General features: G+C 69.2%; 21 protein-coding genes and 1 pseudogene. 3 read left to right on the plus strand and 19 right to left on the minus strand.

From position 1 onward, the window contains the following. From Q0741_RS12390 to Q0741_RS12415, 6 genes and pseudogenes are all read right to left on the minus strand, one after another. Nucleotides 1-791, minus strand: a pseudogene (locus Q0741_RS12390) (F0F1 ATP synthase subunit alpha); the annotation flags it as partial. Between the two features lie 102 nt (nucleotides 792-893). After that, nucleotides 894-1,427: a F0F1 ATP synthase subunit delta gene (locus tag Q0741_RS12395; protein WP_298233515.1), complete on the minus strand. Its 534-nt coding sequence runs from the start codon at nucleotides 1,425-1,427 to the stop codon at nucleotides 894-896. A 2-nt stretch (nucleotides 1,428-1,429) separates the two neighbouring features. After that, nucleotides 1,430-1,900 carry a F0F1 ATP synthase subunit B gene (locus tag Q0741_RS12400; RefSeq protein ID WP_298233516.1) on the minus strand — a complete coding sequence of 157 codons (471 nt, stop codon included), beginning with the start codon at nucleotides 1,898-1,900 and terminating at the stop codon, nucleotides 1,430-1,432. A gap of 55 nt (nucleotides 1,901-1,955) precedes the next feature. Beyond that, nucleotides 1,956-2,207: a F0F1 ATP synthase subunit C gene (atpE, locus tag Q0741_RS12405; RefSeq protein WP_298233517.1), complete on the minus strand. Its 252-nt coding sequence runs from the start codon at nucleotides 2,205-2,207 to the stop codon at nucleotides 1,956-1,958. A gap of 56 nt (nucleotides 2,208-2,263) precedes the next feature. Beyond that, nucleotides 2,264-3,148, minus strand: a complete 885-nt coding sequence (gene atpB, locus Q0741_RS12410) for a F0F1 ATP synthase subunit A (protein ID WP_298233518.1) — start codon at nucleotides 3,146-3,148, stop codon at nucleotides 2,264-2,266. A 1-nt stretch (nucleotide 3,149) separates the two neighbouring features. Next, nucleotides 3,150-3,656 (minus strand): ATP synthase subunit I, encoded by a 507-nt coding sequence (locus tag Q0741_RS12415; RefSeq protein ID WP_298233519.1) that lies wholly within the window; start codon nucleotides 3,654-3,656, stop codon nucleotides 3,150-3,152. 239 nt (nucleotides 3,657-3,895) lie between these two features. Between Q0741_RS12415 and Q0741_RS12420 the strand changes: the two genes are divergently transcribed. Next, nucleotides 3,896-6,043, plus strand: coding sequence for a thioredoxin family protein (locus Q0741_RS12420; RefSeq protein ID WP_298233520.1), 2,148 nt, complete (start codon nucleotides 3,896-3,898; stop codon nucleotides 6,041-6,043). A gap of 54 nt (nucleotides 6,044-6,097) precedes the next feature. Here Q0741_RS12420 and Q0741_RS12425 read toward each other — a convergent pair whose 3' ends face one another. The 4 genes from Q0741_RS12425 to Q0741_RS12440 form a co-directional block, all read right to left on the minus strand. Beyond that, nucleotides 6,098-6,997 (minus strand): SMP-30/gluconolactonase/LRE family protein, encoded by a 900-nt coding sequence (locus tag Q0741_RS12425; RefSeq protein ID WP_298233521.1) that lies wholly within the window; start codon nucleotides 6,995-6,997, stop codon nucleotides 6,098-6,100. A gap of 61 nt (nucleotides 6,998-7,058) precedes the next feature. After that, complete coding sequence (locus Q0741_RS12430) at nucleotides 7,059-7,904, minus strand: aldose 1-epimerase (protein ID WP_298233522.1); 846 nt, start codon at nucleotides 7,902-7,904, stop codon at nucleotides 7,059-7,061. A gap of 64 nt (nucleotides 7,905-7,968) precedes the next feature. Beyond that, the gene (locus tag Q0741_RS12435) at nucleotides 7,969-8,775 is read right to left on the minus strand and encodes an aldolase/citrate lyase family protein (protein ID WP_298233523.1); all 807 of its coding nucleotides are present in this window, start codon (nucleotides 8,773-8,775) and stop codon (nucleotides 7,969-7,971) included. A gap of 106 nt (nucleotides 8,776-8,881) precedes the next feature. After that, a complete protein-coding gene (locus tag Q0741_RS12440) occupies nucleotides 8,882-9,373 on the minus strand; it encodes a GNAT family N-acetyltransferase (RefSeq protein ID WP_298233533.1) in 492 nt (163 codons plus the stop codon). A 245-nt stretch (nucleotides 9,374-9,618) separates the two neighbouring features. On the opposite strand from Q0741_RS12440, the gene Q0741_RS12445 reads away from it, so the two are divergent. After that, nucleotides 9,619-10,341, plus strand: coding sequence for a hypothetical protein (locus Q0741_RS12445; protein WP_298233524.1), 723 nt, complete (start codon nucleotides 9,619-9,621; stop codon nucleotides 10,339-10,341). Nucleotides 10,342-10,351: 10 nt separating this feature from the next. On the opposite strand, the gene Q0741_RS12450 is transcribed toward Q0741_RS12445, so the two are convergent. From Q0741_RS12450 to Q0741_RS12490, 9 genes are all read right to left on the minus strand, one after another. Beyond that, nucleotides 10,352-12,232 carry an ATP-binding cassette domain-containing protein gene (locus Q0741_RS12450; protein WP_298233525.1) on the minus strand — a complete coding sequence of 627 codons (1,881 nt, stop codon included), beginning with the start codon at nucleotides 12,230-12,232 and terminating at the stop codon, nucleotides 10,352-10,354. A 37-nt stretch (nucleotides 12,233-12,269) separates the two neighbouring features. Further along, nucleotides 12,270-13,223: a glutathione synthase gene (gene gshB / locus Q0741_RS12455; RefSeq protein ID WP_298233526.1), complete on the minus strand. Its 954-nt coding sequence runs from the start codon at nucleotides 13,221-13,223 to the stop codon at nucleotides 12,270-12,272. A gap of 11 nt (nucleotides 13,224-13,234) precedes the next feature. Continuing rightward, nucleotides 13,235-14,401, minus strand: coding sequence for a benzoate/H(+) symporter BenE family transporter (locus tag Q0741_RS12460; RefSeq protein ID WP_298233527.1), 1,167 nt, complete (start codon nucleotides 14,399-14,401; stop codon nucleotides 13,235-13,237). 10 nt (nucleotides 14,402-14,411) lie between these two features. After that, nucleotides 14,412-16,301: a potassium transporter Kup gene (locus Q0741_RS12465; RefSeq protein ID WP_298233528.1), complete on the minus strand. Its 1,890-nt coding sequence runs from the start codon at nucleotides 16,299-16,301 to the stop codon at nucleotides 14,412-14,414. A gap of 88 nt (nucleotides 16,302-16,389) precedes the next feature. Beyond that, complete coding sequence (gene gshA / locus Q0741_RS12470) at nucleotides 16,390-17,685, minus strand: glutamate--cysteine ligase (RefSeq protein WP_298233529.1); 1,296 nt, start codon at nucleotides 17,683-17,685, stop codon at nucleotides 16,390-16,392. A gap of 237 nt (nucleotides 17,686-17,922) precedes the next feature. After that, nucleotides 17,923-18,288, minus strand: coding sequence for an SPW repeat protein (locus Q0741_RS12475; RefSeq protein ID WP_298233530.1), 366 nt, complete (start codon nucleotides 18,286-18,288; stop codon nucleotides 17,923-17,925). Nucleotides 18,289-18,550: 262 nt separating this feature from the next. Beyond that, the gene (locus Q0741_RS12480; RefSeq protein ID WP_298233531.1) at nucleotides 18,551-20,014 is read right to left on the minus strand and encodes an ammonium transporter; all 1,464 of its coding nucleotides are present in this window, start codon (nucleotides 20,012-20,014) and stop codon (nucleotides 18,551-18,553) included. A gap of 34 nt (nucleotides 20,015-20,048) precedes the next feature. Then, entirely contained in the window at nucleotides 20,049-20,387 is a 339-nt protein-coding gene (locus Q0741_RS12485) for a P-II family nitrogen regulator (RefSeq protein WP_028997364.1), read from the minus strand. 12 nt (nucleotides 20,388-20,399) lie between these two features. Next, nucleotides 20,400-21,149 carry a TorF family putative porin gene (locus Q0741_RS12490; RefSeq protein WP_367184106.1) on the minus strand — a complete coding sequence of 250 codons (750 nt, stop codon included), beginning with the start codon at nucleotides 21,147-21,149 and terminating at the stop codon, nucleotides 20,400-20,402. A 222-nt stretch (nucleotides 21,150-21,371) separates the two neighbouring features. On the opposite strand from Q0741_RS12490, the gene Q0741_RS12495 reads away from it, so the two are divergent. Further along, the coding region (locus tag Q0741_RS12495; protein WP_298233532.1) for a magnesium chelatase domain-containing protein at nucleotides 21,372-21,792 on the plus strand (421 nt) is incomplete at its 3' end.

Raw genomic sequence — 21,792 nt, forward strand, 5'->3', positions numbered from 1 at the left:
ACGATCAGCGCGTCTTCGCCGCGGTCGCGGAAGTACTCGCCCATCGTGCAGCCGGAGTAGGCCGACACGTACTGCATGGCGGCGGACTCGGAGGCCGAGGCGGCGACGACGATGGTGTACTCCATCGCGCCGTGCTGCTCCAGGGCACGCACCACGTTCTTGATCGACGACGCCTTCTGGCCGATGGCGACGTAGACGCAGACCATGTTCTGGCCCTTCTGGGCAATGATCGCGTCCAGGGCGACGGCGGTCTTGCCGGTCTGGCGGTCACCGATGATCAGCTCGCGCTGGCCGCGGCCCACGGGCACCATCGAGTCGATCGACTTGATGCCCGTCTGCACCGGCTGGCTCACCGACTGGCGCGCGATCACGCCCGGGGCGACCTTCTCGATCACGTCCGTCATCTTGGCGTTGATCGGGCCCTTGCCGTCGATGGGCTGGCCCAGCGCGTTGACCACGCGACCGATGAGCTCGGGGCCCACGGGCACTTCCAGGATGCGGCCCGTGCACTTGACGGTGTCGCCTTCGGAGATGTGCTCGTACTCGCCCAGGATCACCGCGCCGACCGAGTCGCGCTCGAGGTTCAGCGCCAGGCCGAAGGTCTGCACGCCGGAGGGGCTGGCGGGGAATTCGAGCATTTCGCCCTGCATCACGTCCGACAGGCCGTGCACGCGCACGATGCCGTCCGTCACCGAGACCACGGTGCCCTGGTTGCGGATGTCCGTCGAGGGCTGCAGGCCCTCGATGCGGCTCTTGATCAGTTCGGAAATTTCTGCGGGATTCAGTTGCATCGTGTTCTCCCAGACTGCCACCTCAGCGGGCGGACAGCGTGGCGGGCGGTGACTGGCTGCGGGCCGTGCGCGGGGGGCGGCGACAGGCCCCCTGCTGTGCGCTTAGGCCGTGAGCGCCACCTTCATCTGTTCCAGACGGGCCTTGACCGAGCCGTCATAGACCTCGTCGCCGACCACCACGCGGATGCCGCCGATGAGCGAGGGATCGATCTGCACCGTGGCGTTGAGCTTGCGACCGAAGCGCTTTTCCAGCGCGGCCAGCACCTCGGCGCCCTGCGCCTCGTCGATCGGGAAGGCGCTGTAAACCAGCGCGTCGGAGACCCCGCTGCCAGCGTTGACCAGTGCGCGGTACTGCGTCGCCACTTCGGGCAGCGCCACCAGGCGACCGTTCTCCAGCATCGTGCGCAGCAGGTTCTGCAGCGCGGGCCACAACGGCGCGGGCAACGCCCCGGTGATGACGTTGAACACCTGCTCGGTGCTCACGCGCGGGTTGTCGGCGAACTGGCGCACCTGCGGCTCGGCGGTCAGCGCCGCAAGCAGGTCAAGCTGCTCGATGGCACCGCGCTGCTCGGCGGGCATGATCACCTTGAACAGCGCCTCCGCGTAGGGGCGGGCAATGGTTGCAAGCTCAGCCATGGTCAGAGCTCGCTCTTGAGGCGCGACAGCAGCTCGCCGTGCACCGCGGGATTCACTTCGCGGCGCAGGATCGCTTCGGCACCCTTGACAGCCAGCGCGGCGACTTCGTCGCGCAGCGCCTCGCGGGCACGAATGCTGGCCTGCTCGGCCTCGGCCCGGGCCGCGGCGACGATCTTGGCGGCCTCTTCGTTGGCACGGCCCTTGGCTTCTTCGACCATGGACTGCGCCAGGCGCTCGGCGTCAGCCAGACGGCGGGCGGCGTCATCGCGTGCTTCGGCCAGTTGGGCCTCCACGCGCTTGTTGGCCGTGGCCAGTTCGGCCTTGGCCTTGTCGGCCGCAGCCAGCCCGTCGGCGACCTTCCGGGCGCGCTCATCGAGCGCCTTGGTGATGGGCGGCCACACGAACTTCATCGTGAACCACCACAAGATCACGAAGACGACGATCTGCGCCAACAACGTTGCGTTCAGATTCACGGCTCGGACCTCTCTCGTTAAAGACTACTTCGGGGACGGACGAGAAAGACCCGGATCAGCCAGCGATCACGAAGGGGTTGGCGAACGCGAACAGCATCGCGATACCCACGCCGATCAGGAAGGCGGCGTCGATCAGACCGGCCAGCAGGAACATCTTGGTTTGCAGCTCGTTCATCAGCTCAGGCTGACGGGCCGAGGCTTCCAGGTACTTGCCGCCCATCAGGCCGATACCGATACAAGCACCGATGGCGCCCAGACCGATGATGACGCCGCAAGCCAGAGCGACCAGACCGAGGATGTTTTCCATGACTACTCCTAGATGAGTTGATTGAGTTGGGAAAGGGAACGGGGGAAAGCCGCCGGTCAGTGCGCGTCGTGCGCCTGGCCCACGTACACCAGCGTCAGCATCATGAAAATGAAGGCCTGCAGCGTGATGATCAGGATGTGGAAGATGGCCCACGCGGAACCGGCCAGCACGTGGCCGATCCACAGAGCGACACCGCCCAGAGAGCCGAAGCCCACCGCGCCCATCAGCGCGATCAGCATGAACACCAGTTCGCCGGCAAACATGTTGCCGAACAGTCGCATGCCGTGAGAGACCGTCTTGGCGACGAACTCGATCATCTGCATGAGGAAGTTGATCGGGGCCAGCACGATGGCCATGGCGCCATGGCCGTGGAAGGGCGCGGAGAACAGTTCCTTCACCCAGCCGCCCAGGCCCTTGATCTTGATGTTGTAGTACAGGCACGCCAGCAGCACCGTCACCGACAGCGCCAGCGTCGTGGACAGGTCCGCCGTGGGCACCACGCGCATGTAGGCATGGTGCGGGTCATGGCCGGCGGCACCGTAGACCGCGGCCCACAGGTTCGGGATCAGGTCCAGCGGCAGCAGGTCCATCGCGTTCATCAGGAAGATCCACACGAAGGCCGTCAGCGCCAGCGGGGCCACCGCCTTGCGCGACTGCTCGTTGTGCACGATGCCGCGGGCCTGCGTGTCCACCATCTCCACCAGGAACTCGATGGCCGCCTGCATGCGCCCGGGCACGCCCGAGGTCACGCTCTTGGCCACGCGCCACAGCAGGAAGCAGCCGATCACGCCCAGCAGGATCGACCAGAACAGCGAATCCAGCTTGAGTACTGGATCCGACAGCGAGAAGTCGGCAATGCCCGACTGCGTGCGGGTCGTGAAGTGCTCCAGGTGGTGCTGGATGTATTCACTCGCGGTTGGTCCGTGTCCTTCGGCAGCCATGTCAGCTTCTCTTCTTCCTTGCTCGCGCCCGGCCCTGCCACAGCAGCGCCAGCCAATTGACCTTCATGCACAGCACCATCGTCACCAGCAACGCCGGCCAACTCAGGTCGCGCACGACCACCGCCGCCGCCACCAGCATGGCGGCCGCGACACCGATCTTGATGAACTCCCAGAGCAGGAAGCCGAACACCTGGGTGCCGGGCTGCTTGTCCCTGGTCCTGGCGAGGCCGCGGACCATCAACGCCCCCGGCACCACCACGGCAGCCGCGCCATACAGCGCCGACCAGCCGATCGCCCCCCGCCCCGTGACGACTGCCGCCAGGGCAGCCACCACCAGACCTACCGCGGCTTGAACCGCGACCACCCGCCACGGCGACAGCAGCGGGTACTCTTCGCGCAAGGCCTGCACTTGCTCACGCGTCAACGGCGCTCGCTCGTCCAGTTCCTTGTCATGTTCGTCCTCCGCCCAGCTGTCGCGGAACTCGGGACGCCGGGACCGCTCTTGCATAAGGCTTCAGACTGTCTCTATGCGCAAAACCGGCGGATTATAGGTGGAAAACCCTTAGCCTCCACTTACAACTCATGCCCTGCCGACACGCTCCGGCATGGCTTGCAATGGCGCGCGCATTGAGCCAGCTCAATCCGTGAGCCTGTGGCGCCCCTGCGGCGGCGGCGCAGTGTCCACGATGTCGCGCGGTGCCGGCGCCGCGCACCACAATCGCCCCACCATCCGCTCCCGAGCCGACCGTGTCCCGCCTTTTCCCCCGCCACGTCGTGGCTTTTTCCTTGCTGCTGGCGCCGCTGCTGGGCGCCATGGCCCAGACCGAGGTCCGCACTGAGCAGTTGCGCGCCGAACTTTTGGCCCACGCTCCCGAGGGCGTGGCGCCGGGCAAGCCGCTGTGGCTGGGCCTGCTGCTGGAACACGCGCCGCACTGGCACACCTACTGGAAGAACCCGGGCGACTCCGGGCTGCCCACCAAGCTGCAATGGAGCGCTCCCCCGGGCGTGGACCTGGGCGAGATCGAATGGCCCGTGCCGCAGCGCCTGCCCGTGGGCCCCCTGATGAACTTCGGCTACGAGGGCCGCGTGCTGCTGCCGGTGAAAGTGCAGGTGCCCACGGGCTTCGACGCTCCGTCGTTGAGCGTGCAACTGCAGGCGGACTGGCTGGTGTGCAAGGAGGTTTGCCTGCCCCAGACCGGCCGCTTCAGCCTGCAGCTGCCCAGCCAGGCGGCCACATCCGCGAACGCGGCGTTGTTCGACGAGGCGCAGCGACGGCAGCCCAAGGCCATGGCCGGGGTACAGACGGCGGCACGCATCGAGGGCCATGAACTCGTACTTGACGTCCAGGGCCTGCCAGCAACGCTGCAGGGCCAGCCGCTGGTCTTCTTCCCCGAACAGCCCGGCATCCTGGACAACGCCGCGCCGATGCGCTCGCGCTGGGACGGCGCCGCGTGGCAGCTGCGAGCGCCGCTGTCATCCGAGCGCGACCAGAGCCCGCCGCGCCTGGACGCGGTGCTGGCCGACGCACAGGGCGGCGGCGTGCAGCTGGGCTTCGACGTCGCCGGCCCCTGGCCCGCGCCAGGCACCACGCCGCGGCGCGACCCCGTGGCCGAGGCCGAATCGCCCGCGGCGCCGGCCGCCGGGGCAGTGGGTGCGTCCTCACCCGCCTTCGGTCTGGCGCTGCTGCTGGCGCTGGGCGGCGGGATGCTGCTGAACCTGATGCCCTGCGTGTTCCCGGTGCTGTCGTTGAAGCTGTTGAGCTTCGTGACGCACCACCACCGGCGCGAGCGCGTGGCCGCGGCGCTGGCCTACACCGTCGGCGTGCTGCTGTCCTTCGTAGCGCTGGCGGCGCTGATGCTGGCGCTGCGTGCCGGCGGCCAGCAGCTGGGCTGGGGTTTTCAACTGCAGTCGCCGGCCTTCGTGGCGGCGCTGGCGGTGCTGTTCACCGTGATCGGGCTCAACCTGGGCGGCCAGTTCGAGTTCCGCAGCGTGCTGCCCTCCAGCCTGGCCGGGCTGCAGTTGCGCCACCCGCTGCTGGACCACGCGCTCACCGGCGTGCTGGCCGTGGCGGTGGCCTCGCCCTGCACCGCGCCCTTCATGGGCGCCTCGCTGGGCGCGGCGGCCACGCTGCCGACGGCGCAGGCGCTGTCGGTGTTCGCGGCGCTGGGGCTGGGCATGGCCCTGCCCTACCTGGCCGCAGCCGCCTGGCCGGGCGTGGCGCGCGCGCTGCCGCGGCCGGGGCCGTGGATGGCGCAGCTGCGCACGCTGCTGTCCTTCCCCATCTTCGCCACCGTGGTGTGGCTGCTGTGGGTGCTGGGCCAGCAGACCGGGCTCGATGGCGCCGTGGCGCTGCTGGGCCTGCTGGTGGCGCTGGCCTTCGCGCTGTGGGCGCTGGCCAGCCCGGCCTTCCAGGCCGCACGCCGCGGGGCGCGCACGGGCGTGGCGGTGCTGGCCGTGGCGGTGCTGGGCGCGACGCTGCACTGGGCCCTGCCGGCCTGGCGCGAGGCGCCTGCGGACGGTACGGACGCTGCCGCGTCCGGTGGCGGCTGGGAAGCCTGGAGCGCCGAGCGAGTGCGCACGCTGCAGGCGCAGGGCCGGCCAGTGTTCGTGGACTTCACGGCCGCCTGGTGCGTGACCTGCCAGATCAACAAGCGCGGCACGCTCGCCGATGCCACGGTGCGTGCCGATTTCGAGCTGCACGACGTGGCGCTGCTGCGCGCGGACTGGACGCGGCGCGACGCGGCCATCGGCGCCGAGCTGGCGCGCCTGGGGCGCAGCGGTGTGCCGGTCTATGCGCTGTACCCGGCCGGCGGCGGCGCGCCGCGGCTGCTGACGGAAGTGCTGTCGGTGGCCGAGGTACGCGATGCGCTGTCGGCGCTGCCGGCCAGGCCCTGACGCGACGCCCTCCGAATCGCCGCACCCGCCACGGGCCAGGCGGCGGCGCCATCCCTACAGCTTCGCGAAGTTGACCGGCAGCCCCGGCACCGCCACGCGCATCTCCAGCACGCAGCCGGCCCAGGGCTCGCGCGCGAGCTCGTCGGCGGGGCGGTGGTCGCGCGCGGTGGTGACGTAGAGGGTGCGCAGGTCCGGCCCGCCGAAGCAGGGCATGGTCGGGCAGTGCACCGGCAGCATCACCTCCTGCAGCAGCTGACCCTGGGGCGACAGGCGCAGCAGCCGGCAGCCCTCGTACATCGCCACCCAGTACGCGCCCTCGGTGTCCACGGCGGCGCCGTCGGGACGGCCGCCATAGCGCACACCTTCCTGCCGCGGCGCGAAGCGCGCGAACACGCGCTGGCGCGACAACGTCCCGAGGTCGGGATCGAAGTCCAGCGCCCGCACCTCGTGCGCGCGCGTGTCGCTCCAGTACATGGTGTGGCCGTCCGGGCTCCAGGCCAGGCCGTTGCTGGTGGTGACGCCATCGGCCATGCGCTCGAGCTCGCCGTCGTCGAAGCGGTAGAGCGCCGCGCGCGGCTGGCGCTGCTCGTCGATGGTGCCGGCCCACAGCCGCCCCTGCGGGTCGGCCTTGCCGTCGTTGAAGCGCTGCTGCGCAGGGTCGTAGGGCGGCCTGCACACGCGATGGCGCTGGCCATGGCGGGGGTCGAAGCACCACAGGCCGTCGCGCATGGCCAGCAGCACGCGTCCGCCCTGCGCCGGCGCGGCGCAGCCGGGCTCGGTCTCGAAGCTCCAGTGGTCGTGGCGGCCTCGTCCGGGCTCCCAGCGGTGGAGGCAGCGCCCGGGAATGTCCACCCACCACAGCGCGCCTTCGTGCGGATGCCAGAAGGGCGACTCGCCCAGCCGCGAGGGCGGCAACGGTAGCGGGCGGGGGTCGAACAGGCGCTCAGTGCTCATGAAAACTCCAGGACCGGGCCGCGCCGCCATGCGGCGGCGGCACGTGGCTGCGGCACGAGGGTCAAGGGATCGTGATGTCGAGGTTCATCCAGCCTTCGAGGCCCTGCCCCGGCGCCACGGCGCGCAGCCCATGCGCCTCGGGGTCCGCCTGCTGGATGGCGTTGTTGAGGTGGCTCACCGGCTCCACGCAGTAGTGGTCGCGCACCGCCTTGGCGAAAACCACGAGGTAGGGCTGATCGGAGCTGATGCGCACGCTGAAGTGCCCGTCGCCCGTCAGCGCCTCGCCGTCCCAGCCCTCGAAAACGTTGTCGTAGTCCATCTGCAGGACGTCGCCGTCGATGCCGTCCTGCGCCACGCGCCGCACCGGCAGCAGCGTCTCGTCCGGCTCCCAGCGCTGCGACACCCTGGCCCGCAGCCAGCAGCCCGGCCGCTTGCTGAAGTAGGGGTGCCAGCCGAAGCCCAGGGGCTGCACGCGGGCGTCGGTGTTGCGCACCGACATGCGCAGCCGCAGCGCCCGCGGTTCCAGCTCGAAGTGCTGGCGCGCCTCGAAATCGAAAGGCCAGAAGGCATCGGCCCGGTGCGCGTAGCGCAGCTCGGCGCGCGTGGCCTCGGCCGACACCACTTCCCACGGCCGCTGCCAGCCCACGCCGTGCAGCGTGTTGGGCTCGTCCACGTTGGCGGCGAGCTCGATCTCCTGCCCCTGCCAGTGGAAGCGCCGCCGGCCGATGCGGTTGGAATACGGCACCAGCGGGAAGCAGGCCGAAGGGCGCGACCCGGTCAGCCGCGCCGGGTCGAAGCTGTGGAGCACCGGCCGATCGCCGTGCCACAGCCCGGCGATGCAGCCACCCAGGTCGGGGCGCAATGCCAGGCGCAGCGCGCCGGCCTGGAGTTCGGTCACGGGATTCATCAACTACTGCCTTGCGTTGTCGCCGTCGAAGACGCCGCGCCCGGGTGCCGGGGAATGGGCGGGATCAGGCCGTCGTCGCCTCGGTGCGGGTGCCCGAGCTCAGCGAGTGCACGTGCAGCTCGCCGTCGGGCGTGCGCAGCGATTGCACCACGGCCTGGGCGCCGCGCATGAGCAGGCCCAGGTCGGAGGCCACGGCGATGAAGTTGAATCCCATGGCGCGGAACTGCGTCACCACATCCGGCGAGGCGCCCACCGTGCCCACCGGGATGCCCAGCCGCCGGCAGCGCTGCGCCGCGTCGCCCATGAGCCGCATCACCTCCGGGTGCATGGGCTGGCCGGCGTGGCCGAGCTGCGCGGAGAGGTCGGCCGGGCCGACGAAGATGGCGTCCACGCCTTGCACCTGCGCGATGTCCTCCAGCTGCGCCAGCGCCTGCGGCGTCTCCAGCTCCACGATCACGCCCACCTCCGGCGCGCTGCCGGCCGCGCCATAGCGCGTGGCGCGGCTGAGCGTAGCCATGCTGCGCACACCGTGCGGCGCGTGGCGCGTGGCGGCCACGGCGCGCCGGGCGTCCTCGGCAGAGTCCACCAGCGGGAACATCAGCGTCGGTGCGCCGGCATCCAGCACGCGCTTGACGGCCACGGTTTCGTTGGCGGGCACGCGCACCACGGGCGTCATCTTGGTGTTGCCGATGGCCTGCAGCAGGTGCACCAGGTCCATGTGGTCCAGCGGCGCATGCTCCATGTCCACCAGCCCCCAGTCGAAACCGGCATGGCCCACGGCCTCGGCCACGATCGGGCTGGCGGAGGTGATCCAGGTGCCGATCGGCGGATGGCTGCCGGCGGCCTTGAGCAGATGGCGGAAGTTGTTCATCGACGGCTCCTTGTGCCCGTAACGGGCGGCGTTGTGAACGAAGGGCAGTCCAGTGTGCGCCGGCCGCTGCGCGATGTCCGATCCGGATGCGCCCGCATCCCCTCCTTCAGCCCAGCGAGGCGCAAAGGTAGTGCGCGCCGGGAATGGGGTTGTAGTAGTAGGGCGGCACGTCCTCGAAGCCCAGGCTGGCGTAGAGGCCGCGCGCGGCTTCCATCTCGTCGAGCGTGTCCAGCAGCATGCTGGAGTAGCCGGCCTCGGTGGCGCGGTCCATCAGCGCCTGCGCCAGCAGCCGGCCCAGCCCGAAGCGGCGAAAAGGCCGGCGCACGTACAGCCGCTTCATCTCGCAGGCATTGGGCGCGTCGGCCTCGGGCAATGGCCGTAGCGCCCCGCAGCCGGCCAGCGCGCCATCGACGAAGGCCAGCAGCAGCACGCCCTGAGGCGGGGCGTACTCGCCGGGCAACTCGGCGAGCTCCTGCTCGAAGTTCTGGAATGCGAGATCGATGCCCAGCCCCTGGGCGTACTCACGGAAGATCTCGCGCGTGGCCTGCAGCAGTTCCGGAGAGTCGGGCATCAACAGCTCGACCTGCGGCGGTGCCATGGTGCGTGCGTTCATGCGTCACGACCGGGCGGCACCGGAATAGAGCATCTCATCGAAGTCGTTCGGCATCCATGCAAGGGGTGCAAAGATAGCGCGCCTGGCGCTGCGCTTCCAGCAAAGCCGCAGCACTTCGCTGCGGACTTCGGGCAGCTCCCGGGCTGGCACAACCGCAGCAAGAACCGTTAGCGGACACTTCATGCCGTAACATCCTGCGTCAATCCCTGTAGTGATCTGGAGCAACGTCGGTGAGCTTCGAATCGACCCTTCCTCTGGGTGCGCCGGAGCTGATGCGTGTCAGCGTATTCAAGCGCTACCTGGATGAACTGACGCCGATCGACGAGTCCGACGCGCAGCAGCTGCCGCCCTCACTGGTGCAGGACCTGCGCCGTTTTGCGGAGCATGGGCGACGGACCGAGCCCCTGGAAGTGCTGGCTGCCTCGGTGCGCCATCTGTGCAGCGTGGTGGTGCACCTGCAGGAAAGCCAGCGCGTGCTGCCGCTGACCCTCTTCCCACGCCAGCGCCTGGCGCACTGCCCGCTGCCGCTGCCCGAGCTGCTGCAGCTGCCGCTGCAGTCGCTGCAGGTGCTGCACGTGGAGCCCGCGGTGCTGCGCCCGCCCGGCGATCCGCAGCGCGGACTGGTCAAGGCGCTGCACCTGTACCACCCGCTGCCCGTGCTGAGCTGGGAATTCGCGCTGCGCGGCGCGCGCGAGCAGTTGCTGCCCGAGATCGCGGGCTACGCCGCCTACCGCGCCTCCGCCGTGCTGGACCTGCGCCCGCTGCCCGTGCCGCAGACCCTGCGCCACTGCGTGCGCCGCCTGCAGCGCGAGACCACCAGCCTGCGCGACCTGGCCGAGTGGCCGGGCATGGACCGCGCCCTGGCCTCGCGGCTGCTCAATGCGCTGTACCTGCAGGCCGGCCTGATCGTCAGCCGCTCGCACCCGGCGGCGGACACCGACCGCTGGTTCTGAGCGCCCGGCTTCAGCGCGAGCTCAGCGCTTCCCAGCGCTCCAGCGCTTCCATCAGCTCCTCCTCGATCTCCGCCACGCGCTCGTGCATCTGCGCCGCGCGCTGGGGCTCGCGCACGTAGAGATCGGGATCGCTGAGCTGCTCGGTGAGCGTCTTCTGCTCCGCCTCCAGCGCGTCGATGCGTGCCGGCAGCGCGTCGAGCTCGCGCTGCTCCTTGTAGCCCAGCTTGCGCGCCGGCTTGGGAGGCGCCGCGGGCGCCGGTGCCGCGGCAGGTGCGGCGGCCGGCTTGGGCGCGGCGGCCTCGATCGCCGCCAGCGAGCGGGCCTTCTGGATCTTCCAGTCCTCGTAGCCGCCCTCGTACTCGCGCCAGCGGCCCGGGGACACGTCGCCCTCCCAGGCGATGGTGCTGGTGACCACGTTGTCCAGGAAGCGCCGGTCGTGGCTGACCAGGAACACCGTGCCGGGGTAGGACTGCAGCAGCTCCTCCAGCAGCTCCAGCGTGTCGATGTCGAGGTCGTTGGTGGGCTCGTCCAGCACCAGCACGTTGGCCGGCAGCGCGAACAGCCGCGCCAGCAGCAGCCGGTTGCGCTCGCCGCCGGAGAGCGTGCGCACGGGCGAGTTGGCGCGTGCCGGGGCAAAGAGGAAATCGCCCAGGTAGCTCATCACGTGCTTGCGCTGCCCGCCGATCTCCACCCATTCGCTGCCCGGGCTGATGGTGTCGGCCAGCGTGGCGTCCAGGTTCAGCGCGCCGCGCATCTGGTCGAAGTACGCCACCTGCAGGTTGCTGCCGCGGCGGATGCTGCCGGACGTGGGCTCCAGCTCGCCCAGGATCAACTTCAGCAGCGTCGTCTTGCCCACGCCGTTGGGGCCGATGAGGCCCACCTTGTCGCCGCGCAGGATGGTGGCGCTGAAGTCCTTGATGAGCTCCTTGTCGCTGAAGCGCATGCCCACGCGCTGCAGCTCCGCGACGATCTTGCCGGTGGGCACGCCGGCGTCGAGCTCCAGCCGCACCTGGCCCAGCGACTCGCGCCGCTGCGCGCGCTGCTCGCGCAGCGCGTGCAGCCGGTTGACGCGGCTGACGCTGCGCGTGCGCCGCGCCTCCACGCCCTTGCGGATCCACACCTCCTCCTGCGCCAGCAGCTTGTCGGCACGCGCGTTGGCGAGAGCCTCGGCCTCCAACTCGCGGGCCTTGGTCGATTCGAAGGCTGAAAAATTGCCGGGATAGCTGCGCAGCACGCCGCGGTCGAGCTCGACGATGCGCGTGGCCACGGCGTCGATGAAGGCGCGGTCGTGCGAGATCAGCACCAGCGCGCCCTTCCAGGCGTTGAGCAGCTCCTGCAGCCACTCGATGGCGTCCAGGTCCAGGTGGTTCGTGGGCTCGTCCAGCAGCAGCACGTCGGGCGCGGCCACCAGCGCCTGCGCCAGCGCCACGCGCTTCTTGGTGCCGCCGGAGAGCGCGTCCACCCGGGCCGCGGCGTCCAGGTTCAAATGCTGCAGCGTCTGCTCCACGCGCTGTTCCCAGGTCCAGCCGCCGAGCTGCTCGATGCGCGTCTGCAGCGCGTCCAGGTCGTCGCCGGGCTCATGGCGCTCGTAGCGCTCGCGCAGGCTGCGCGCCTCGGCCACGCCCACGCTCACGGCATCGAACACCGTGGCGCCGGGTTCGAAGACGGGTTCCTGCGCCACGTAGAAGCGGCGCAGCCCCTGCTGCAGTTGCAGCAGGCCGTCATCGGGCTTGTCCAGCCCGGCCAGGATTTTCAGGAGCGAGGATTTGCCGGCGCCGTTGCGGCCGATGAGCGCCACGCGCTCGCCGGCTTCCAGCGCGAAGGATGCGCCGTCGAGCAGCGGCACGTGGCCGAAGGCGAGATGGGCGTTGGTGAGGGTGAGCAGGGCCATGGGGCGGATTGTCCCCTGCCCCGAAGCCCTTCCCGCCTCAAGCGCCGACGGCCACCTCCAGCGCGTCGATGAACAGCGCCGGCACGTCGCAGCCGGTCTGGTTCGCGATTTCCTGGAAGCCCGTGGGACTGGTGACGTTGATCTCGGTGAGGCAGTCACCGATCACGTCCAGCCCCACCAGCAGCAGCCCGCGCGCGGCCAGCACCGGCGCCAGGGTCTCGGCGATCTCGCGGTCGCGCGCGGAGAGTTCCTGCGCCACGCCCTTGCCGCCAGCAGCCAGGTTGCCGCGGATCTCGCTGCCCTGCGGAATGCGTGCCAGGCAGTACGGCACCGGCTTGCCGCCGATGAGCAGGATGCGCTTGTCGCCCTTGACAATCTCGGACAGGTAGCGCTGCACCATCACCGTGCGCGTGCCGTGCGCGTTGAGCGTCTCGATGATGGAGCCCAGGTTCAGCCCGTCGGCGCCGACACGGAAGATGCCCATCCCGCCCATGCCGTCCAGCGGCTTCAGGATGACGTCGCGGTGCTCGTCGTGGAAGGCGCGCACGGCCTGCGCGTCGCGCGTCACCAGGGTCGGGCCGATCAGCTCGGGAAACTCCAGGATGGAAAGCTTTTCCGGGTGGTCGCGCAGCGACGCGGGCTTGTTGAACACCCGCGCGCCCTCGCGCTCGGCCTGCTGCAGCAGGTGCGTGGCGTAGAAGTACTCGCTGTCGAAGGGCGGGTCCTTGCGCATGAGCACCGCGTCCGCCTCGGCCAGCGCGAGCTCCCGCTCGGCCACGACCTCGAACCAGTCCTTGCCGCTGCTGCCCGTCAGCGTGATGGCCTGCGCGCTGCGCGCCACCACGCGCGAGCCGCGGCGCCACACCAGCGCGGACTGCTCGCAGGCCCAAACCTTGTGGCCACGCGCGATGGCCTCGCGCATCATGGAAAAAGTGGTGTCCTTGTAGGTCTTGAAGGTCACCAGCGGGTCGGCGACAAACAGCAGGTCCATGGCGCGCGGGCTCAGCGGAAAGTGGGGCGCCAGTGTTGCACAGCCAGCGCCAGCACCCCGGCGACGAGGCCCCAGAAGGCCGAGGCGATACCGAACAGCGACAACCCGCTGGCGGTGACGAGGAAGGTCAGCAGCGCCGCCTCGCGCGTCTTCTCCTCGTGCAGCCCCATTGCCAGCGCGCCGCCGATGGTGGACAGCAGCGCCAGCCCCGCTACCGCCAGCACCAGCGCCTTCGGGAACGCGCCGATGAGCCCCACCACCGCGCCGCCGGCCAAGCCCAGCGCGACGTAGAAAAGCCCCGCCATCACCGCCGCCATGTAGCGCCGCGCCGGGTCGGCATGGGCCTCACGCCCCATGCAGATCGCCGCCGTGATGGCCGCCAGGTTCAGCGCGTAGCCACCGAAGGGCGCCAGCAGCAGCGAGGCCAGCCCGGTGACGGTCACCGGCGGCGACACCGGGGTGTCATAGCCCGCGGCGCGCTGCGCGGCCACGCCGGGCAGGTTCTGCGAGGCCATGGTGACCACGAACAGCGGCAGCGCCAGTCCGACCAGCGCCTGCAGCGAGAAAGCCGGCGCGGTCCACACCGGCCGCGCCAGTTGCCACTGCACCGCGCCCAGGTTCAGCGTGCCCTGCGCCGCCGCCACCGCCATGCCCGCCAGCAGCACGCCCGGCACCGCGTAGCGTGGCCACAGGCGGCGGCCCAGCAGGTAGGCCGTCAGCATCGCCAGCACCAGCGCCGGGCTGGCCTTGAACGCCAGGCAAGCGTCGAAGCCGAATCGTGCCAGCACGCCGGCCAGCAGCGCCGCGGCCAGTGCACGCGGGATGCGGTCCATCACCCGGGCAAAGAAGCCGCTGGCGCCGGCCACGGTGATCAGCAGCGCGCACACCACGAAGGCGCCAACGCCCTCGGCCATGGACAGGCCGCTGGTGCCCGCGATCAGCGCCGCGCCGGGCGTGCTCCAGGCCGTGAGCACGGGCTGGCGGTACCACAGGCTCAGGCCCGCGCTGGTCAGCCCCATGCCCAGGCCCAGCGCCCACATCCACGAGGTGGTCTGCGCCGGCGTGGCGCCCAGCGCCTCGGCGGCGTGGAAAACGATGACCACCGAGCTGGTGAAGCCCACCAGCACGGCCACGAAGCCCGCCACCACGGCGGATAGCGACAAGTCCTTCAACCGCACGGCCGCAGGCTCAGATCTCGACCTTGGAGCCCAGCTCCACGATGCGGTTGGCCGGCAGGTTCAGGAAGTCCGCCGCCGCCGAAGCGTTGCGGTGCATGCTGGCGAAGAGCTTCTCGCGCCACATCACCATGCCCTGCGTGCCCTGCGTCAGCGTCGGGATCACGACGTCGCGGCTCAGGAAGTAGCTGGTGTCCATGTCGTCCAACGGCACGCCGCGGCCCTTGAGCGCCTGCAGCGCCTCGGGCACGTCCGGGTCGTTCTTGAAGCCGAAGTGCAACACCACCTGCCAACAGTCGTGGCCCAGCGGATGCACGCTCACGCGCTTGTCGAAGCCGATCCAGGGCACGTCGTGGTGCTGCACCGAGACGAACAGGTTGTACTCGTGCAGCACCTTGTTGTGCTTGAGGTTGTGCATCAGCGCACTGGGCGTCAGGCCCTGCTCGGCCGAGAGGAACACCGCCGTGCCCTGCACGCGCTTGGGCGGGCTCATGAACACCGCCTCCAGGAAGCCTTCGAGGTCGATGGCGTCGTCACGCAGCCGCTCGGCCACCAGCGCGCGCCCGCGGCGCCAAGTGGTCATGAGCGTGAACATGCCGAAGCCGATGGCCAGCGGGAACCAGCCCCCGACGACGAGCTTGAGCATGTTGGAGGCGAAGAAGGCCACGTCGATGACGAAGAAGAAGCCCGTGGCCGCCAGGCACAGCCACAGCGGGTAGCGCCAGCCGTAGCGGATGACGAAGAAGGTCATGACCGTGGTGATGGTCATGTCCAGCGTCACGGCGATGCCGTAGGCCGAGGCCAGGCGCGAGGAGCTGCCGAACAGCGCCACCGCCAGCACGATGAACACGTACAGCCCCCAGTTCACGAAGGGCACGTAGATCTGGCCCGTGTCCTTCACCGAAGTGTGCTTGATGTGCATGCGCGGCAGCAGGCCCATCTGGATCGCCTGCTTGGTCACCGAGAAGGCCGCCGTGATCAGCGCCTGCGAGGCGATCACGGTGGCAGCGGTGGCCAGGAACACCAGTGGCAGCCGCGCCCACTGCGGCGCCAGCAGGTAGAACGGGTTCTCGATCGCCGCGGGGTCGGCCAGCAGCAGCGCGCCCTGGCCGAAGTAGTTGACCACCAGCGCCGGCATCACCAGCCCGTACCAGGCGATGCGAATGGGCCGCTTGCCGAAATGCCCCAGGTCGGCATAGAGCGCCTCGCCGCCGGTGACGCACAGCACCACCGCGCCCAGCGCCAGGAAGGCCACCAGCTTGTGCTCCACCCAGAAGCCGATGGCATAAGCCGGGTTGAGCGCCACCAGCACGCTCGGGTTGCGCACCACGTGCGGCAGCCCCAACACCACCAGCACGATGAACCACGCCAGCGTCACCGGACCGAAGAAGCGGCCGATGTCGGCGGTGCCGAAGCGCTGCACCGCAAACAGCCCCGTGAGCACCACCAGCGTGATCGGCACCACGAAGGGGTGCAGGCGCTCGGAGGCCACCTCCAGCCCCTCCACGGCCGACAGCACCGAGATCGCCGGCGTGATCACGCCGTCGCCGTAGAAGATGGCTGTGCCGAACATGCCCACGGCCAGCAGCGCCTGGCGCAGTTGCGGCCGCTCGCGCACCGCGTGCGTGGCCAGCGCCAGCATCGCGATCAGCCCTCCCTCGCCGTTGTTGTCCGCACGCAGGATCAACAACACGTACTTCAGCGAGACGATGACCGTCATCGTCCAGAAGATCAGCGACAGCACGCCCAGCACGTTGTCTGGCGTGGGCTCTACGTGACCGGCGTGGAAGACTTCCTTGAGGGCGTACAGCGGGCTGGTGCCGATGTCGCCATAGACCACGCCCAGGGCAGCCAGCGTGAGGGCCGGCAGGGCGGACGGCGAGTGGGAGGAAGAGGAGCTCACAGGACAGGACCCACCCGGGGCCCGTTACGCAAAGCTCCTATTGTGGCTCCCGCGCGTTGTGCACCGCACAACGCGCGGGAGCGCCGGCTCACTCGTAAATCTCGGCGTCAGGGTCGGTGGCTTCGAGCTCATAGCTGGCCGCCAGCATCGCCAGGCGGCCGATCACGCCGTACATGTAGAAGCGGTTGGGCGCGCTCACGCCGGGCTTCTCGCCCGGACGCGGCATGTGGCTGGCCTCAGCGAAGGCCAGCGGCACGAAGGCCGCGCCGGGGGCGTTGAGGTTCTCGTCGATGCCGCGCTCGGCGTGCACGCGGTAGAAGCCACCGACCACGTAGCGGTCGAGCATGTACACCACCGGCTCGGCCACCGCGTCGTTCATGCGCTCGTAGGTGGGCACGCCTTCCTGGATGATGACCTCGCTGACCTCCTGCCCCTCCTTGATCACGCTCATCTTGTTGCGCGTGCGGCGGTTGAGGTCCTCCAGATCCTTCGGGTCGCGCACCGTCATGATGCCCATGCCATAGGTGCCGGCATCGGCCTTCACCACCACGAAGGGCTTCTCGTTGATGCCGTACTCCTTGTACTTGCGCCGCACCTTGGCCAGCAGCGCCTCGGCGTTGGACTGCACGCACTCCAGGCCCGTGCCATCGGCGAAGTTGACCTGCCCGCACTGGGTGTACATCGGGTTGATCAGCCACGGGTCCATGCCCAGCAGCTTGGCGAACTTCTTGGCCACCTCCTCGTAGCTCTGGAAATGGTTGCTCTTGCGCCGCACCGCCCAGCCCGCGTGCAGCGGCGGCAGCAGGTACTGCTCATGCAGGTTCTCCAGCACCGGCGGAATGCCGCCAGAGAGGTCGTTGTTGAGCAGGATGGTGCAGGGATCGAAATCCTTGAGGCCGAGGCGGCGCGGCGTGCGCACCAGCGGCTCCAGCGTCAGCGTGCCGCCATCGGGCAGCGTCAGCGTGGTGGGCTTGGTGATGGTTTCGTCCAGCGTGCCCAGGCGCACATTCAGCCCGGCCTGGTTGAAGATCTGCGTCAGGCGCTGGACGTTGCTGAGGTAGAAGCTGTTGCGCGTGTGCTTCTCGGGAATGAGCAGCAGGTTCTTGGCCTCGGGGCAGATCTTCTCGATGGCGGCCATGGCGGCCTGCACCGCCAGCGGCAGCATCTGGTCGGTGAGGTTGTTCCAGCCGCCGGGGTAGAGGTTGGTGTCCACCGGCGCAAGCTTGAAGCCGGCGTTTCGCACGTCCACCGAGCTGTAGAAGGGCGGCGTGTGCTCCATCCACTCCAGACGGAACCAGCGTTCGATGGCCGGCATCGACTCCAAGATGCGCTGCTCCAGCTCGTTGATCGGGCCGTTCAACGCGGTGATGAGATGCGGGACCATGGTTCGGTAATTTTTTGGACTTCGACCAAGGGATTCTAGGCAGGCGGCATACCCACCGGCGTGCGTGTCGAGCACGATCCTCGCACGCTTGGCAGCGCGCCCCTGTCGTGATAGCGGCGCCTTGCGACAGCCGCGTGACAAACCGCGCAGAGCGGCCGGTGCAACGAGCCCGGCCGGATGCAAAAAGGCCACCGCTGGGGTGGCCTTATGCCATGGCGGCAGGGCCGCCAGCGGCGCTCAATGCGCCGCTTCGCGACGCCACCAGCCGCCCAGGTCCTTGTCGGTGGCCAGCGTCCAAGCCGCCAGGGCCAAGACGACCACGCCGGTGAGGGCAGTGCTGAGCATGGCATCGCGCAGTCCCGCGAAGCCCAGCACCCAGGGCGAGATCACCAGCCACAGTCCCAGCGCCGCCTCGGCCCAGTTCTCCCAAGCTTTGGGCACGAACATCGCCCCGAGCGCCACGGCCAACAGCGCCGCGCCCGCGGCCAGCGCGTTCCAGGTGGCCGCGCGCTCACCGTCGAAGCCTAGCGCCCAAGGCGACAGCAGCACCCAGGCTGCCAGCACCGCGTTGACACCATCCTGCCAATGCTTGAGTCGCAACATCGTCACACCTCCAGACTGACTTGACTGACGGATTGGTTGCGTCCCCCACCAGGGAGACGCGGCGCTTTGATCCCGTCATGGCGTGCCGTGTTCCGTGCCGCGCCAGGGCGGGGCGCCGGCCTAAAGAAAAAAAGCCACCCCGAGGGGTGGCCGAAGTTCGCTACCGCAACCGCAGCGAAGAGACTGCTCTGGAGCGGGGGCGCCTTGCGGCGGCGCCGCCCGCTGGTTCTGCAGGCGCCCGACGAGGGCGCCGGGAGAGGGATCAGCGGTTGTACGCCGTCTCGCCGTGCGAGCTGATGTCCAGGCCCTCGCGCTCTTCCTCTTCGGACACGCGCAGGCCGATCACCAGGTCAACCAGCTTGAAGGCCACCACGGAGACCACGGCCGACCACACGATGGTGGTGATGACGCCTTGCGCCTGCACCCACACCTGGGCACCGATGCCACCCCACTCGCCGCACGTGTCGGTGACGTAGTTGCAGATGCCCGAGCCGCCCAGATCGGGCGCGGCGAACACACCGGTCAGCAGCGCGCCCAGGATGCCGCCCACGCCGTGCACGCCGAAGACGTCCAGCGAATCGTCAGCGCCGAGCATGCGCTTGAGGCCGTTGACGCCCCACAGGCAGACGAAGCCCGCCAGCAGGCCGATCACCAGCGCACCGCCCACACCCACGAAGCCGCAGGCCGGGGTGATGGCCACCAGGCCGGACACCGCACCGGAGGCGGCACCCAGCATCGAGGCCTTGCCCTTCATCAGCGCCTCACCGGCAATCCAGCTCAGCGTCGCCGCAGCCGTGGCCACCACGGTGTTGGTGAAGGCCAGCGCAGCCGTGCCGTTGGCTTCCAGGTTGGAGCCGGCGTTGAAGCCGAACCAGCCCACCCACAGCAGCGAGGCACCGACCATGGTCAGCGTCAGGCTGTGCGGCGCCATGGATTCACGGCCATAGCCGATACGCTTGCCCACCATGTACGCGCCCACCAGGCCCGCCACGGCGGCATTGATGTGCACCACCGTGCCGCCGGCGAAGTCCAGCGCACCCTTGGCCCACAGCCAGCCCGCGCTGGCGGTAACCGCAGCCAGCGTCTCCTCGCTGGTGATGGCGTCCGGGCCGTCCCAGTACCAGACCATGTGCGCCGCGGGCAGGTAGGCAAAGGTGAACCACAGCACCGAGAAGGCCAGCACCGCCGAGAACTTGATGCGCTCGGCGAAGGCCCCCACGATCAGCGCCACCGTGATGCCGGCGAAGGCACCCTGGAAGCTCACGAAGCTCAGTTCCGGCAGCACCACGCCCTTGCTGAAGGTTCCGGCCACGGACTCGGCCGTGACGCCCTTGAGGAACAGCTTGTCCAGCGTGCCGATGAACGGGTTGCCGGCGGTGAAGGCCGCGGAGTAGCCGTAGACCACCCACAGCACCGAGATCAGCGCGAAGACGGTGAAGACCTGCATCAGCACCGACAGCATGTTCTTGCTGCGCACCAAGCCGCCGTAGAACAGCGCCAGGCCCGGAACGATCATCAGGATGACCAGCGCGGTGGCGGTCATCAGGAAGGCCGTGTCGCCCTTGTTGGGCACCGGCGCGGCCGCTGCCGCGGCCACGTCGGCCACGGCGCTGGCGGCTTCGGCCACGCCGCTGGCGGCGACCGCCGCGGCGTCCTGCGCCAGCACGCCGCTGGCCACACCCAGGCCGGCCAGACCGGCCGCCAGGGGGAGAAGAAGCTTTCTCATGATTTTGTCTGTGTGGTGTGGTCGGACTGCCGCGTCAGAGCGCGTCGGGGCCGGTTTCGCCGGTGCGGATGCGCACCACCTGCTCCAGCGGGCACACGAAGATCTTCCCGTCGCCGATCTTTCCGGTACGGGCAGAGCCTTCGATGGCTTCGATCACGCGTTCGACGACCTCGTCGTCCACCGCGGCTTCGATCTTGACCTTGGGCAGGAAGTCCACCACGTACTCCGCGCCGCGGTAGAGCTCGGTATGGCCCTTCTGGCGGCCGAAGCCCTTGACTTCCGTAACCGTGATGCCCTGCACGCCAATGGCGCTCAGCGCTTCACGCACCTCGTCGAGCTTGAAGGGCTTGACGATTGCAGTGACCATCTTCATGGCTGATTCCTTTCAAAAGGTGTACTTGACTCCGACCACGAGCGCATTCTTACCCGTGAACTTGGAACCGTCGGACACCGGGGTGACGTAGAAGGCCTTATCGGCATTGGTACCGACGAAAGAGGCACTGACCACAAAGCCGCTGAAGTCCTTAGAGATGCCCAGCGAGTAGTCGGTGTAGGAACCCGGGTCGTCATTGGGACCCTTGATCTTTTGGTAGCCCACATGCGGCACCAGCGTCCAGCCATCGGTGATCTCGAAGCTGGCCGAGAGGTCGAAATACCAGCTGTTCTTGCTGTCCACGTTGCCGAAGGTGTCGGTCAGCGCATGCGAGTACTTGGCCGTCACGGGGCCGAAGGTCAGCGCGCCGTAGAGCTCCGTCGTGTTGGCGTTTTCGAACCCAGCGACCTTGCCCAGCTTGTTGCGCGGGTACCAGTACTGCAGCACACCCACGTCGTAGCCCAGCCCCTCCCCAGCGGACCCCCGGTAACCACCGTAAAGGTCCACTTCGACGCTGCCCCTCTCCGCACCAGCGTCCTTGATCCACTTGAGGGTCGAGGCCCAGGTGCCGACATAGAAGCCGCCATCGGCGCTCTGCACCCAATCCGCCCCGCCCTGCAGCGCCGGGTCCAGCCGGGTCTGCGAGATGCCACGGAAGCGGTAGTCGGTCACCGCACCCACGTTGAAGCTCACGTCGGCATGGGCCGGCAGGCTGCTCAGCGAAGCAAGGGTAGCAACGGCAAGGAAGGTTTTTTTGATCATGAATGCTCCGGATTGATTGGTGCCTACCCAAAACTGCACCTTCCGTGCCAGCGGCGATTTGAGCTTTCCCGGGGGCGCGCCTGCGCGGCAGCAAGCGCAAGCGCACCAGCTTGGTGAAAACAGCGCATCAGCCCTGTTTTGGTGCGCCTTTACACGGGGCGTTACAAATGGGTGACAGCCCTCCACAATGGTCCGACGAGGGAATCCCACGGGAGGATGCAGATGTCGCTGGCCGTGCTGTGCAGCCGGGCGCTGGACGCCTTGGAAGCGCCTGAAGTGCGCGTGGAAGTGCATCTGGCCAATGGGCTGCCCAGCTTCACGCTGGTGGGCTTGGCCGACACCGAAGTCAAGGAAGCGCGCGAGCGCGTGCGCGCGGCGCTGGGGCACAGCGGCCTGCCCTTTCCGCACAACAAGCGCATCACGGTGAACCTGGCACCGGCGGACCTGCCCAAGGAGTCCGGGCGCTTCGACCTGCCCATCGCGCTGGGCATCCTGGCCGCCGCGGGCGAGCTCGATATCGCGGCGCTCGGTCGCTTCGAGTTCGCGGGCGAGCTGTCGCTGGCCGGCGAGCTGCGCCCGGTGCGCGGCGCCGTCGCGCTGGCCCTGGCGCTGCGCCGCGCGGGCAGCACGCGCACGCTGGTGC

Origin of the sequence: uncultured Azohydromonas sp., assembly GCF_937926365.1 — a bacterium.
Classification (GTDB): Bacteria; Pseudomonadota; Gammaproteobacteria; order Burkholderiales; family Burkholderiaceae_C; genus Azohydromonas.